Source organism: Coprococcus sp. AM100_B19A (genome assembly GCF_027662015.1).
Taxonomy (GTDB): Bacteria; Bacillota; Clostridia; order Lachnospirales; family Lachnospiraceae; genus Allocoprococcus; species Allocoprococcus comes.
The window spans coordinates 1-14,877 of the sequence record NZ_JAQDKN010000012.1 but is presented as its reverse complement, the minus strand read 5'-3'; the positions used below and the strand labels follow the sequence as shown (position 1 = coordinate 14,877).

13 protein-coding genes are annotated in these 14,877 nt (G+C 39.6%); all 13 read right to left on the bottom strand.

All coding sequences use genetic code 11. The annotated features are described in order from the left end of the window. The 13 genes from PGQ33_RS11940 to PGQ33_RS11880 all read right to left on the bottom strand — a co-directional run bounded on the left by PGQ33_RS11940 (window position 1) and on the right by PGQ33_RS11880 (window position 14,722). Window positions 1-1,020, bottom strand: a complete 1,020-nt coding sequence (locus PGQ33_RS11940; RefSeq protein WP_270205803.1) for a hypothetical protein — start codon at window positions 1,018-1,020, stop codon at window positions 1-3. Window positions 1,021-1,024: 4 nt separating this feature from the next. After that, the gene (locus PGQ33_RS11935) at window positions 1,025-1,780 is read right to left on the bottom strand and encodes a sortase B protein-sorting domain-containing protein (RefSeq protein ID WP_270205802.1); all 756 of its coding nucleotides are present in this window, start codon (window positions 1,778-1,780) and stop codon (window positions 1,025-1,027) included. Window positions 1,781-1,793: 13 nt separating this feature from the next. Continuing rightward, a complete protein-coding gene (locus tag PGQ33_RS11930) occupies window positions 1,794-2,543 on the bottom strand; it encodes a hypothetical protein (RefSeq protein ID WP_243000055.1) in 750 nt (249 codons plus the stop codon). Between the two features lie 12 nt (window positions 2,544-2,555). Next, window positions 2,556-3,068 (bottom strand): hypothetical protein, encoded by a 513-nt coding sequence (locus PGQ33_RS11925; RefSeq protein WP_270205801.1) that lies wholly within the window; start codon window positions 3,066-3,068, stop codon window positions 2,556-2,558. Between the two features lie 15 nt (window positions 3,069-3,083). Further along, the gene (locus PGQ33_RS11920; RefSeq protein ID WP_270205800.1) at window positions 3,084-4,118 is read right to left on the bottom strand and encodes a DUF5979 domain-containing protein; all 1,035 of its coding nucleotides are present in this window, start codon (window positions 4,116-4,118) and stop codon (window positions 3,084-3,086) included. Between the two features lie 28 nt (window positions 4,119-4,146). Further along, complete coding sequence (locus PGQ33_RS11915) at window positions 4,147-5,013, bottom strand: class C sortase (protein WP_270205799.1); 867 nt, start codon at window positions 5,011-5,013, stop codon at window positions 4,147-4,149. Window positions 5,014-5,046: 33 nt separating this feature from the next. Then, the gene (locus tag PGQ33_RS11910; protein WP_270205798.1) at window positions 5,047-5,916 is read right to left on the bottom strand and encodes a class C sortase; all 870 of its coding nucleotides are present in this window, start codon (window positions 5,914-5,916) and stop codon (window positions 5,047-5,049) included. A gap of 88 nt (window positions 5,917-6,004) precedes the next feature. Continuing rightward, window positions 6,005-7,447: an isopeptide-forming domain-containing fimbrial protein gene (locus PGQ33_RS11905; protein WP_270205797.1), complete on the bottom strand. Its 1,443-nt coding sequence runs from the start codon at window positions 7,445-7,447 to the stop codon at window positions 6,005-6,007. A gap of 109 nt (window positions 7,448-7,556) precedes the next feature. After that, complete coding sequence (locus PGQ33_RS11900) at window positions 7,557-12,446, bottom strand: SpaA isopeptide-forming pilin-related protein (protein ID WP_270205796.1); 4,890 nt, start codon at window positions 12,444-12,446, stop codon at window positions 7,557-7,559. A gap of 12 nt (window positions 12,447-12,458) precedes the next feature. Next, window positions 12,459-12,659 (bottom strand): hypothetical protein, encoded by a 201-nt coding sequence (locus tag PGQ33_RS11895; RefSeq protein ID WP_008371181.1) that lies wholly within the window; start codon window positions 12,657-12,659, stop codon window positions 12,459-12,461. Between the two features lie 615 nt (window positions 12,660-13,274). Then, window positions 13,275-13,502, bottom strand: coding sequence for a hypothetical protein (locus PGQ33_RS11890; protein WP_270205795.1), 228 nt, complete (start codon window positions 13,500-13,502; stop codon window positions 13,275-13,277). A gap of 34 nt (window positions 13,503-13,536) precedes the next feature. Then, a complete protein-coding gene (locus PGQ33_RS11885; protein ID WP_195502434.1) occupies window positions 13,537-13,776 on the bottom strand; it encodes a hypothetical protein in 240 nt (79 codons plus the stop codon). A 34-nt stretch (window positions 13,777-13,810) separates the two neighbouring features. Then, window positions 13,811-14,722 (bottom strand): hypothetical protein, encoded by a 912-nt coding sequence (locus tag PGQ33_RS11880; RefSeq protein ID WP_270205794.1) that lies wholly within the window; start codon window positions 14,720-14,722, stop codon window positions 13,811-13,813. Between the last annotated feature and the right edge of the window lie 155 nt (window positions 14,723-14,877).

The window sequence follows — 14,877 nt, the reverse complement described above, 5'->3', positions numbered from 1 at the left end:
TTATTTTGCACGTTTTTTCAAGAATACGATCAGTCCTGCGAGAGCTACTACTGCAACAACGATAATGCCGATCCCTGCTGCGATCGGAGTCTTGCTCGTCTTGTCTTTCGCATCGATATTTCCTTTTGGAGTGTCTTCATCATCCAGATCTACCAGAGACTTTGGTGTCTGTTCATCCGGTGCGGTGGTCGTATCGTCTGTCGTATCCTGAGAATTGTCTGCATTCGTTGTACCACCGGCAGTACCGCCTGTTGTAGTACCACCCGCTGTAGTGCCACCTGCTGTAGTGCCACCTGCTGTAGTGCCACCCGCTGTAGTGCCACCTGCTGTAGTACCTGTACCTGTACCAGTACCGGCGGCTGCACCTGTTGTACCGGCAGCTCCGGTTGTACCTGCTGCACCGGCAGGAGTTGCGGTTCCAGGAACTGTTGTTGTGACGGTAGTTGTTGTCTCAACGATACGGTCTGTAGCTCCCGGTGTGTAGGTAAACGTAAATACATTCTCAGATTCATTATCACTCAAAGTCTTCGTAAGTGCAAGAGCATCTGGAATATAATTTTCAACGTAACGGTAAGCAACGACCGGCTTGTCGCCGACGTTTCCGTAGAAGGTCTGGCTCTCTGCCAGTGATTTACCGGATGCATCCTGATAATTGACGGTATAGGCAACCATGTTGCCTTTGATTCCATAAGCGACTACATAGTCGGCATCTTTATCAACGGTAAAGGAAGGAGCCGCAAGTGTTTCGTTATTGTCACGTCCGCTGAGACGGATTCCTTTGACATAATACTTGTCGTCTGTTACCTGGATGTCATTCAGATTGAAAGTAACGGTAGAACCGGAAGCAATGTTTGTCTGCTCGATCTTGTTCTGTCCGTTAATTGTTCCTTTGTTACCTGCGGATAATGTTACCTTGTAGGTATACGGTGTAGTATCATCTGCCATAACGCTCATTGTGGATGCACCGAGTGTCATGGATACAGTCAGAAGAGAAACCAGTAATCTTTTCCATTTTTTCATCTGCTTACTCTCCTTTCTGTCTGCGTCTTTTTGTGTTCTTATTGAGTGTGTAGATACCATATGCAAGAAGGATCAGTCCACTGATGAGTGCAAGCACACAGAAGAGAAGAACTCTTGCGGTATCACCGGTTTTAACGGTCTTGGTTGTCTTAACAATCTTATTCTTGGTGATGGTTTTGCCGGCTGAAACCTTTTCTACTGCAAAGTTCATACGGAGCTTTGCGAGTGTGAGCTGATAACCGTTGCCCTGTGTCTCACCTTCAACACCGACGGTAAGGTGTACCGTTCCGGTATTATTGGAAGCAAGTCTTCCGAGGTAGAAATATTCTTGGGTTGAGCTATCAATCTGCTTCAGACCTTCTCCTGCTTTGGAAGCGCCTTCCCCTCCGACAGTTGTACTGTCATATAGTACCTTTTCGGCATTATTACTTCCAACATATGTCAGCTTGTATTCATAAGCACCACCTTCTGCGGAAGACTGTGCATCCTCCAGCGTCTGGATCACTTCATTGGTCATGTACCAGTCGGTATCCGTACTGTCGGAGTTCTTAAGCTGAACCTTGAGCTCGATGCTGTCACCCGGCTGGATATTTGCCAGCTCGTCAGTCACATCGGAGCTTTTAAAATTACTTTCCATCTTGCCGCCGGTGAAATTAACCTGCCATCCGTCGGCTCCCTGATAATCCTTTGCAAATGCAGTTGTGTGTACCCCTGCTGCCATTATCACTGTCATGGCGAGGCACAAAATTTTCTTTTTCATACTCTGTACCTCCCTACTGTAAGCTCATTGTTGTTTCGTCGTCTGATACATTGACATCTACGCCCCAGGCACTCTTGATTGCGTCCTTTGCGTTGTGTGTCTGAACTGCATCCACCTCTGCGTCAATGTGGAAGGTGTAGCCATTGTACTTGTAAGTATAAGTGATGGTTTTACCTTTTGGTACCTTTGTTACATCCGATGCAATCGAAGGATTGATACGGAGTGTATCGGATAATGCCGGTGTCGGTTTACCCGCTTTGAGAGCTTTGGTATAATAAAGAACGGTACGCTCTCTCGTGGACTGTGCATTTGCAACCTGCCATCCGTTGTCTGTGAGGAAGTTCAGCTCGATCAGATCCGGTGAAAGATTCGTGTTCTTATTGCCTTTTTCGTCCTGCCAGCTTTTTGTGATGATCACACGTACAAAGGTGTCGATCGTACCGCTGTTCTTGACGCTGATTGCTTCGTTATATTTCTTGCCGGGTGTAAATGTCTCATCCTTTCCAAGAAGGTTTGTGAGAAGTGTACCATCTGAGGTTCCCTTCCATTCATTGTTCGATACATAATCCCGGCTGCTGACTACTTTGTCATTTTCCAGAAGAGATACGCCGATACTCTGCATATTCATCTGTGCGGAATAATTCTCACTGTAGTAAGTGAGTGCGGCGCGTGTACTGCCGACAGTGCTTCCAACCAGCAGGAGTGCTGCGGCTGTCAGGACCAGGGCAGGTTTCTTTGGAAATGATTTCTTTTTCTTTTTCATTCTCATTACCTCCTACTCTGTCGTCTGTGTGCTGTCGTCTGTGATTACGTGATTCCAGTTGGCGTCTGGATTACCGTCCTCGTCGTAGAGAACCGGGGTGCATTCCTGGATGACTACGATGTTGAATTCTTCCGGTTTGTCATCGCCTGACGGGAACGAGTATTTGATGTTGAGTTCCTTTGTGGTTTTTGCTTTTGCCGGAAGTACTTCATCGTAATACCAGTAGCCGTCACCGCGGTCTGTCCATCCGCCGTCTGGTGCGTTATAAGTAAGCTTTACCGGTGCGAATGCTGTGACTCTTACGAAACAGTCATAATTACCGGTATTTTCAATTGTAATGTGCTTTCCGTTTTCATCAACGTCTTCTTTCGGGACTGTCTCAGTAAATCCCATATTCATTTTCACACCGCCACCGGCTGTCGAATAGGTTGTAAAATACGCCATCGCGCTTCCAACTGCCAGGGTTCCGGTAAGAGCAAGTGTTGCTGCTGCCATGATTAGTGGTTTTTTATGTAACTTTCTCATTCCGATTCCCCCTTTCTAGTTCTTTGCTGCCGGTTTGGTGTACTGATACTGACCATTTTCGTCCAGCTTGAAATTATTTTTTACACCGTAGCCGCCATTGGTACGTCCATCGTGTTTGTTGATAAATGAAACCTCTGCCGGTTTGAATTCTACTTCGGTTTCTTTTTCAGGATTAGCAATGATGTCTGTTTCCTGACTTTTAGCAGAAGCGAGTTCATAGCTTGCACCGCTGTAAACCTCCGTTACCTTGACATGAGATCCAGCAGGAATTTTTTCGATCGTTACAGAATTCTTACCTGCTGCGCTAAATGTAAGTTCTTCGATTCTGGTTTCTTTTTTCTTATCCAGTGTTGTGATATCGATCTGGAATACGAAGGTTGCCTCGTCTCCGAAGGTAGCATTGTGATCTACCAGTTCTTTGTTGATCACCAGATCACCGTATCTTACGTGCTGTTCCGGTTTCAGACCAACTGCACTGTTGTATTCTTTGGTCAGATCGTAGATCCAGTCATCACTTGCACCGTTACCACTGTAGTAATTATTGGTCGGAAGTGATACAAGGTAAGGTGTAAAGGTATAAGTATAATTGGTTGTAATCACTTTTGGTGTATCTACAAGGTAAAGTCCTGTCTCCAATTTATCTTTGTAGCCTCTTCCATTCTGCAGTGTAACGGTTTCGGTTGGTTCAACAACTGTATTTCCATCAGAATCTGTCAGCTTCTCCTTTGCTTTATTGGCACGTTCTTTCCAGGTAGCAGCTGCAGTATCCAAGTTATCAGCACTTACGGATGAAAGATCCAGTTTTGAAAATGCACCGGTTGCGGTATAGTTGCCGGATTCATCAACCGAAGCAACTTTGTACAGATTGACCTGAACAGTAACGCCGTCATTTAGAAGTTCACTGCTTCCCCCAATGTCAAATTCGATGGAACACTCTGCATCGGTATCGATCGCGCTTGCGGCTTTCGCACCCGGAAGAGTGAGCAGTGGAAATGTAAGAGCGACAGCTAAGAGAAAAGTACTTCCCTGTTTTAATCGTTTATTCATCATCGCCTCATGTCCTCCTTAAAAATCTTGGTTATTCTTTGTGAGCTTTTCTCTTGGAAAGGAATCGCAAGAGAATGATCACAAGAATCGTGATTGAAAGTCCTAAAATTAAATAAAGCATATAATAATTCTGAATGGCTTTTACCATAGAATCTGTAACTGATTCGGTAGCATCCTCTTCGCCGTTATATGGAACTCTGGTTCCTCTTACGAGAAGACGATGGGAGTTGACTCCATATGGTGTACAGGTAAATAAAGTTACCTGGTCTTTTCCTTCTTCAATCTGGAGTGCTTTCTCCAGTGTTTCATGATCGTCTTTGTCTACCATCGGAAAAATCTGGTCTACCTTGTAGGCAAGGACTTCGTCTAGTACATGGATGTAAAATTTATCGCCAACTTTGAGCTGATCGATATCGGTAAAAAGCTTTGCGCTTGGAAGTCCACGGTGTGCTGCGAGAACACTGTGGGTACTCTCACCTCCGATCGGAAGCTTTGTGCCGTTCAGATGTCCGACACCGGTCTGCAGATCCTTGTCACCGGTACCATGGTAAATGGCTAGCTTGATGTTGATCTTCGGAATGGAAAGATATCCCATTACTCCGTCATCTGCAACGTTCAGGATCTTCCAGTATTCGGTGTCTTTGATGTCATTTTCATCTTCACCAAATACATCTCCGTAGAGGTTGTTCTGCTGAATGGTATCATTGAAAGCTTTTGCCTTTTCCCACTCAGAGGTGAAGTCCTCCGGTTCCATGTCCTGTATTGTATTGTCATAGCTGCTGATCAGCTGATTCTGTCTGTAGGTGTTCCACTGGTTGGATACCATCGGATAGATCAGAATTCCAAATCCTATCAAGAATAACAGACCGAAAAGGAAGGTTGAGATTTTTCTTTTCATAGGCATATTCCCTTTCTCGTTCTTATTCTCTTTTTAAGAGGTCTCATTTTTCTTCTTTTGAAGCTTCTTCTCCTTTAAGTATAACACAAGGATGAAGATTGTGGTAATTACAAGACCAATAATTACCCATAAAAGATAATTTGTATGAAGACTAATTCCGCTGAGCGGTGTCTTCTCATCGGCAACTTCCTGTTCCACATAAGGTACTCTGTGACCACGGACCAAAAGCCGCTCGGTATTGACTCCGTATGGAGTACAGGTAAGAAGTGTTACAAGATCTTTTCCTTCTTCTACTGCAAGAGAGGAAGTTTCCTCCGGTTTGACCACGGAAATCTTGTCGACTTCATAACATAATGTTTCGTTTAATACATGGATCAGAAAATGATCGCCTTCTTCCAGCTGATCCAGATCGGTAAAAAGAGACGCACTCGGAAGTCCACGGTGTGCGGAGATAACGGCGTGTGTACTTTTACCGCCGATTGGAAGAGAGCTTCCTTCCAGATGTCCGGCTGCCTGTTTGAGAACATCTTCGTCGGTGGTGTGGTAGATCGGAAGCTTGACGTCAATCTTCGGGATTTCCACGATTCCCATCATCTCATCACCGGCAATATTCAGAGCATCCATGTAGGACTGGTCTTCTTTGTCACTGGCTGCGGCTACTGCAAATGAATCAGGAAGGATACTTGGAAGTAATGCTTCGTTGTAAGCTTCTGCTTTCTGCAGTTCTGCGTCATAATCAATCTCATGTGCTGCATCCTTTTCGGATACAGTTTGTTCATAACTGCTGATCAGTTGCTTCTGCCTGTAGTTATTCCACTGGTTTGCAACGAATGGATACAGCAGTAAGGACAACCCGGCTAAAAATATGATGCCAATAATAAGTTTGTTTGCTTTGCGTTTCATCCGAACTCTCCTTGCTGTTGTATTATTTTTTATGAATCCGGGGCGGCCTGCCCCGGATTCAATATCTGGTTATAAATAATTATTGCAATTATTTGTTGTCTGATTTCTTGCGGCTTGCGAAGAACAGACCAGCTGCTGCGATCATGATGAGGCATCCAGCGATTGTGAAGATTGTTGTACCGATACCACCGGTTGATGGAAGAGCGGAAAGTTTTGTATCATTTAACTGACCTTCATTATATAATTTAGCTGTAGCAACATCTCCATTTACAGTAAGTGTAAGAGTTTTACCATCTGTATTGATAGAATATCCTTCTGGTGCTTTAGTTTCTTCGAAATGATAAGAACCAACATCTAAACCTTCTACATCAATCATACCGTTTTCATCTGTTACAAGTGTTGCTGTAGCATCTTCTGCATCCGGAGCATATTTATATTTTCCATTCTCCTGCTTTGTGAATGTTAATGGCACTTCTTCGCCATCTTTATACAATACGAATTCAGCGTTTGCTAAAGCATTATTTACATTGCCATCACCATATTTCAGTAAAACAAGTTCTCCAGTAAATAACTTAACTGGGACATTATCAGCACCGTAGTCTACACCAGCTGCATGACTACCAGCTTTGTTTTCTACTGTTGTTTTGGTTACTTTTGCAGTATAGGTAACTGTGATTTTCTTTCCAGCGTTCGGATTGTCTGTATCAGCAACTAAAGTGTTTAAATTAACGGTAAATCCTTTACCATCTTCATTTACTACGATTTTTCCAACTTGCCCATCTTTGCCTTCCATAGTTACACTATTAACTGCATTTGGACCTGCTAAATAATATTCAGCACCTTTAATTTTATCAGTAATTGTAAATGTTCTGTTTTCAGTATTAGCTGCATCAAGAAATGGTACATATGCTTCGATTGTATAAGTTACGATATCTCCGATTGCTACTACATGATCGTCATCAGCTACTGTTTTGTCCACAGTTGTTGGAGATTTTTTAGCTGTTACTTCTGCATTTGTTAATGCTGGATATGGTTCTCCAAATCCTACATATGCTGTTGCTGTTTTATAAGTAAATCCTGTTTCTTCTGCTTTGATTGCATAAATACCAGCTGCGCTTACTTCGATTTCTGTTTTATCTGTTGATGCTGTGAAACCAGTAAGTGCTGCAACTTTACTTAATGCTAAGTCAATTTTTGCTGCTGTAGCAGTTTCTGCAGTTACACCTGTTGGTAATTTAACATTATTATCATTGTACTTAATTAATCCCCAGATAACCTGCTGCTGTGCATCATCTGAATCTTTAAGTCCGAATGCTGCTGTAAAGCATGCTCCTGCACCATTAGTAAATGCCCAACCAGAAGTTTTTGTTTCATCTTTCTGGATAATCTGCATGTATTCAACTTTATTAGCTTTGTCAAAGTTTTTAAGTGTAATTTTTGCTTTTGCATCCGCTGCAAACGATGTCATACTCATTCCGAGCACCATAGCCAGTGTTAATAACACTGCAAAGATTTTTCTCATCTTTTTCATATTTTGTCTCCTTTTCTTTTAAGGGCTTTGCCCATTTTTTATTGTCCCCTCATATGGGATAATAACGTTTTTGTGTGGCAAGAAGCCACTGAAAAATTAATTCTTACAATTATTTTCCCAGCACCTCCTTGCATTTGTTTTTATATAAGATCCATACGGCTGCAAACATAAGTAACATGCCGCCAATCATATACAAGTAAATTCCGGTGCCTCCAGAATGTGGGAGGGCGTATACAGCTTCATCTTCAAAATAGTAATGAACGATTGAATCTGTTTTTGTACCTATAATTTCTGTACCATCTGCTTTTGTAATAGATTTTAAATATCCATTAGTAGATGAAATCTTTATGGTCCAGGTTTCTGGGTTTACAGCATATCCTACAGGTGCTTTTGTTTCTTTAAATGTGTAGGTACCGCCTGGTAACTTAGAAACTGATTCAGAATTAGCATCTTTCCATGTGATTTTACCATTGCCATCAGATGTTCCAATATATGTTGTATTTTTTGAATCAGTTAATGTAAATTCTGCACCTTGAAGTTTTACGTCTTTACTACTTGTACTTACTTTTACAATATCCCAGTTTTTAATTACTTTTTCATTTGTAAAAGTTACATATCCACGAGTTCCACCTGAGGAAGGATCATATGTATAGTCCTTGATTACATTTTCTTTTTTGTCTTTACTGTTTCCTAATACAAACGTTACTGAGTTATTCTTTGAACTATTTTCGCAATTTGTGTTCTCATTAACTGCTGAGCCGTTCAAGATATATCCTGTGTTGCTATCCTCTTTCTCAGTAACTGTATAGGTACCTCTCGGAAGAGTAGTAAGCGTTTTAAGAACGTTGGTATCTGTAATGGTTGCAGTATCGCTACCTTTTTTAACTGTTATTGGAACTGTAATTACGGTATCTCCACATTTTACTTCAAAATTGAAAGTTTGATCTTCTTTTGCAGGGTCTGTCAAATTCTTTGTAATCTTAATTGTTCCAGAGATTACATGAATAGTGTAAATACCATATCCTCTGTTTTGGTCACCGGCTGCAACTACTTGATACGTCGTCTCGTTACCTGCATATTTTGGCTCTGACAATCCATCAGCGTTTGTAATAGTTGTGTTGGTATTACTTTCAGGTGATGGAGCTCCGGCATTATAAGTTACAGTCAGATAATACGTTGTATCATTTTCAACTTTTGTACCGATTACCGCAGTATCTATTTTTTTATTTTCTTCAAGCTGTTCACTAGAGTACCATTGAACTGTAAAGCTATCTTTTGATATACCATAGCTTGTGGTGTTCTTGGTATAATTCTGAACCATATCAGCTAATACTGTATCAGCAGTAGGAACATCATCACCTTTGTAAATAGTAATCTCTTTGTCATTTAATGTTAGTTCTGCTTTTACGTTTACCTTAGGCTGCGGAAGAGGGGTATCTCCAAATTCAGTAGTGGTGATTTTGGAATCAGGTGAAATATTAGTTGGTACATTATTTCCACCGATGTAATCTGTCTGTGCCTGAACGTGAATAGTTTGTTTCCACTGTTTATTTTCACTGTGTTTTGGAAGAGTTTGTTTCGTCCATTTGATGTATTGAATTCCATTTTCATAGTAAACAGTGCCACCATTTTCCAATGTTACCTGTTTATTAGGTTTTTTGTCCAAATATTCAGGTGTAATTTGATTACCTTTATCATCCAAAATTACAAATCTAGGATCAATCGCATCGACTATCGTGGCATTGTGGATTTCAAGGCTATTGGTTATTGTTTCAGAAATCTTATTAAAGATATCAAGCAAACTATCTGCGGTATCTGCAGTTTTTGCACATCCAGGAGAGGCAATTCCAGGATACGTTTCACCGTTATATGTACCACCAGCTAAGTAGGTTTGAGCACGGCTGTCTAATGCAAAGCCTATGGTATATACAGTTACACCATTGTTTTTTAAATTAGAGGCTGCCATTTCAGAATTACTTTTTGCGTTTGAATCCCAGTTATTATCAATTCTGTTTCCGGTAGGAGCACCATCTGTAAAAAGAATTACATATTGAGGTAAATTATCAGTTTTTACTGATTCTAATTTTTCTTTTGCATCGTTAAGTCCTATTTGAGGATCTGTACCTCCACCTGTATATAAGTTATTTATAAATGAGGTTAATTTGGTTGTATTGTTCGGGATTCCTACTTGCAACAAATCTTGGCTTTTACCGTTACAACCTTTATATTTACCAGATTCCTTGTCATACCCATTTGAACTAAATACAGAAATACCAATTTTACTATTTGGTGATTTTTCAGCAGTATTATTAATAAATTGAATAGCAGCTGCCTTTAAGGCATCCATTCGGGTAGTATTAATAGTAGTTCTGGTATAAATTTCATAGTCTGGATAGTTTTGGTCTAAGCGCATATTATTAGCATACCAATTCCTGTTTCCCCAACTATAATTAATTTTAATATACTCATCATTTATTTTTAAATAATAAGTATTGTACCAAGTCATTTTATCTCTTGTAGCAGCTGTATTTGTTCCAAAAAGTGTATAGGTATGACTTGACAATGTTTCGTCCATCGAACCAGATGCATCCAATACTAACATAACATTTGCTTCACCACCGGTTTCCTGAGTGGTTTGGCTCGTTATTTTTGAAGAAGCAGTAATATCAATGTCATATTTTCTAGCATCCCAATCTGTTACATGAGCAGTTTTATTATATTCCATTAACTGCTGAGTATGCTCTCCTTGGGTAAGATTTACAATATGATATGTACCATCAGTATTTTTCTCTTTAGCAGTTTCCCCGGTAGTATCATATAATACTGCAGTAAGAGCAGTTCCTTCTGGTTTTGTTACTTTTACTTTCCAGGTAGAAGTTTCTCTTACATATGGCTTAGGAACAGATTCTTCTGATAAGGTATAGGTTCCTTCTCTTAATTCTTCAAAAGTAATATTTCCATCTGTATTAGATGTAGCTGTTTTCATATCTTCTGGATCTTCATCATTTACAAGCTTAAAAGTAGTGTTTTCAATACCTTTATCAGAAGTATTTACTTTTTTTAGAGTAAGATCAGCTGTTGGAATAGTACTAGGTGTTACAATGCGGCTATTAGGAAGAGTAAAGTTCATTTTACAGTTAGACTCATAAGCACCGCGTTCCATATAAAGGATTGTTAATGTATGCTTCTTATCCTTATCTTTATATTCTCGTTTCTCTTTTTCAGTACAATTCTCATCATTATCTTTCTTTAAAAGGATCTTCCATAAATCTACTTCTTTAGATAAAGCAGAATGGATACCACCAAGATCGATTACGACTTGGCCACCATCTTCTTTTGCATCTAAAATAGCCCAAAGATCATCATCACCGGTAAAAGAATAATTCAAATCACCAAGATAATCACCGATCGTAAATTCGATGTCATAACGCATACCAAAAAAGCAATTACGCCATTTAGGGTTATTTGCGTTATCTTTATAGAGGTCGTGTATTGAATCAAGAGGAAAGAAATTAGAACCATCGTTTGAATTATAATCACGTAAAGCAGGTTCTCCGTTCGGCTTGTTTACACCTGTTAAAGTATAGGTATCACCTGTACGTGAAAAATTAAGTTTGTAACCATCTAAAACATGTTTGCCACTTTTTTCATTCGTCGTAAAAAATCCCGGTTCATACAATTGCTCCCCGGCTGAATTAAGTCCCATTTTAAGTTCACCGGTCTTAAAATTAACACCTTTCACTATGCCAGTCATGGCATTGGAGGAACCAAATGCAGTGTTGTTATACTGGTTAACTTGAGTATTTTCAGAGTTTGTATCCCAAGTATTAATGTGAAAATTTTGATTATTAATTTCTATTGTTGTATCATAACCATTTCCAGAATACTGGTTATTGGCAAGTCCACTTGCAAAACGGGTGGTCTTTGTAGAGCGTGGATCATAATTTTTTTCAGCATTAATACTAGTATTTTTTTCACCTTTTACCTGATAGTCAAACATTTGTACAGCTTCGTTAGAAGTAGCTGTTGTAGGTGTGTAATACACTCTATATGTTTGGTCAGCAATAATTACTTGGTCATTAGATATTTGTTCTCCTTTTGAACCATCAGCCTCTATCTTAATAACCTCTTGTGAAGTATAGTTTTGCAGAGAACTAAGATCTGTGATTACTTGATTCTTATTCAGATGAATCTTAGAGTCTCTGTATAGTGCTTTTTCAACAAGGTGATTATTTGAATCTGTATATTTTATATAATGTTGGACAGTGATATCAACACCATCCGGTTGAGTTGTAGTGATTACATAGGTTGAAAAATGATTAGTAGTCATTGTGACTGTATCATCAACTGCAGTTTTTTCAATGTCATTTGCGATTTGAGTAGTTTCATCTACATGATATACTTCAATGTTTTCAGCGGTTTCAAGATTTTCCTGTACTTCGCCGCCTTCAAATTTAACATTTACATTACCTGTTGGCTGAGACTCAATACCATCAACTAAAAGCTTGATATCATATGCCTTATATGTGGCAATCTTTGTATTGATTTCATCCTCTTTTTTCTTTAAGGCAACTTCAACATTTTTTGTTTCTTCTTCATTTAATTCAGAAGCAAGGATTTCGTAGTTACTACCTTCTGGAAATGATGAATACGGACCGCTCATTGTGATGGTAGTTCCGTTGATAGTAGTCTGGATCGAAATATCATCTTCAAGATTTCCTTCAGGAGTACTTTCTGTCTCCGGTTGCTGCTCCTCTTGTTGCTGTTGTTCTGAGGAGTTCACCGCTGCCTCATCTTCTGTAGCCTCATCTCCTGTAGCCTCATTTCCTGTAGCCTCATTTCCTGTAGCCTCATCTGCCACCGGTTCTGTTACGACTTCGGCTTGGCTCTGGCTGTCTGTGTTCTGTGGCTCATCAGCGAATGCTGATGTCGCACTGCTAAGCACAAGTACCATGCAAAGCATGAATGCTATTAAACGTTTCTTTGTATTACTTTTCATGGCGTCCTCCTTCTATTCCTCAATTCTGACTTCATAATTGTTATCAAGTGCTCCGTCTATCAGCTTCAATAATTCAAGGGCACTGCGGAAATGCTGCTCTCGCTGCTCTTCCACCCAAGTAACGCTGCCCTGCCAGGTACCGTTCTGCTGATCCATGATTTTTATTAAAAAAGTTCTTGTATTTTTTTGCTTTTTATTCATGTCAGTTTTCATCTGCCCTTCCTAATTATTTAGACTTTTTTATCTTATATAGGTATTGTATCTGACAAAGCATTACGTGAATCATTACCAATAACGAAAAATATTAACTTTTTTAAGCTATAACAAGAAATAGTAATGTTTTTGTAATAATATAATGATTTGATATCAGGGTCAAAATGTCAGAAAGCCGATGCAAGCTTGCTTGCAAGAGGATTTTTGACCTCTTGATCCGCCAAAAACATGAGTAAGTAGCCATTTTTCAAAGAAAAATGAGCGGATTACGAATGCTTTTGAGGACTGCGAGAGTGCAAAGCACGTAGCAATCTGGTATCAAAGGGGTCAAAATACCTTTGAACCCCAACATCAGGATTTGTAGGAGTGCGTAATATTTGTGTCTGACTCTACTATATGTATTGGGATATTAGAATAGAAGTAAAAGTTGGGAATAATGTGATGGAAGTGCAAAAAGTATAGCTTGTGGGGAGCGCATAGAAAAGGAGCAATCTGGTTATAGCGGTGAGGGAGAGGGATTTTCCGGACAAAAAGATCCCATGACTGATATTGGGGAGATGCACTGCATCTTAGACGGTGATCAGTCACGGGATAGGGGGAAGGGTTATTTATTTTTTATTCGATGCCAAATTCTTTTAATAATTTCTTTTGGTATTCGATATCTTCGGTAGCGCGTTCGAGGTCGCTGTAGCGTTTGGCATTTAGAAGACATATGGTTAACTGGTTTAATTCTGCTCTGGTTTCAGCGCGTCCTTTCGTAAGCCCTTCCTCTCTGCCTTCCTCTTTGGCATCTTCCTTCAAGGTTTTCTCATATAAGTCTTTATCATATGTCGTCAGGATCATATTTGTTACCTCCATTTGGCATAACGTAGATAAATTACTTAGTTCCATTCAATTCAATGCCAAATTCTTTTAATAGTTTCTTTTGATATTCGATATCTTCGGTAGCGCGTTCGAGGTCACTGTAGCGTTTGGATTTTAGGAGATATTTGTTTAGTAGTTTAAATTCATTTAATTCTGCTCTGATTTCAGCGCGTCCTTCCTCTCTGCCTTCCTCTCTGGCATCTTCTTTCAAGGTTTTCTCATATAAGTCTTTATCATATGTTGTTAAGATCATATTTGTTACCTCCATTTGGCATAACGTAGATAATTTACTTAGTTCCATTCAATTCAATGCCAAATTCTTTTAATAGTTTCTTTTGATATTCGATATCTTCGGTAGCACGTTCGAGGTCATTGTAGCGCTTGGATTTTAAGAGATATTTGTTTAGCTGATTTAGATATTCCATACCTTCTTCTCTGCCTTCCACTCTGCCTCTAGCGCGTCCTTCCATAAGCCCTTCTTCTCTACCTTCCTCTCTGGCATTTTCCTTCAAGGTTTTCTCATATAAGTCTTTATCATATGTCGTCAGAATCATATTTGTCACCTCCGCTCGATGTTTTTTCAGAAAATCTGCCAACACGTCCTGATTAATACAGGTATCAATTGCTTTTTCTAATGCATCTTCTACAGAAGGTTCTGACTGTATATATTCCCTGACACATTGGACGAATATGGAATATTCTTTAAGCCTTCTGCAGTGCTTCATCAGTTCCTGATTGTGACCATAGTTGATATTCAACATGGTTGCGGTGCATTCCAGGCAAGGTGCTTCGTTATCTGTATTTTCAAAGCAGTCTGAAAGCCTTAACTCCATAGAATCTGGCTGGTTTTTTGTACCATTGTAAAAGACAATATATTTCGGCTTTGGAAGCCGGACTCTTTTTTCATGGTAGATCATCAGATTATTATCTGCAACATACCCTTCATATAACCGGGAGAAATAAAAGACTCCGCGAAGTGGCATGTTTGGGTTAAAAGTGCTTTGATGCTCATACAGATTCATGGTTCCGCCAACCAAAAAGGATACATCATTTTTCATGGACAGATAAAGGACATCTTCCAATGTATTTACCTCCAGGTCATCGGGATTCTGATAGTCCGTGTGGTTGATCGCATTATAAAGCTGCAGCAGATCTTCTTTGTTATTAAAGATCATTCTTTCTACAATCAAAGAATTCATATATGATATATGATTCGATTTTCTACATACGCCTATTCAAATGGTACTGGAGTCTTTTGTGAAAAGCAATTAAGAAAGAATAAAATTTTCTATAGAATAAAAAAGAAAAATTCCATGCCGGATGACAGGAAAAGATGAATTGCATCTTAGTTTGT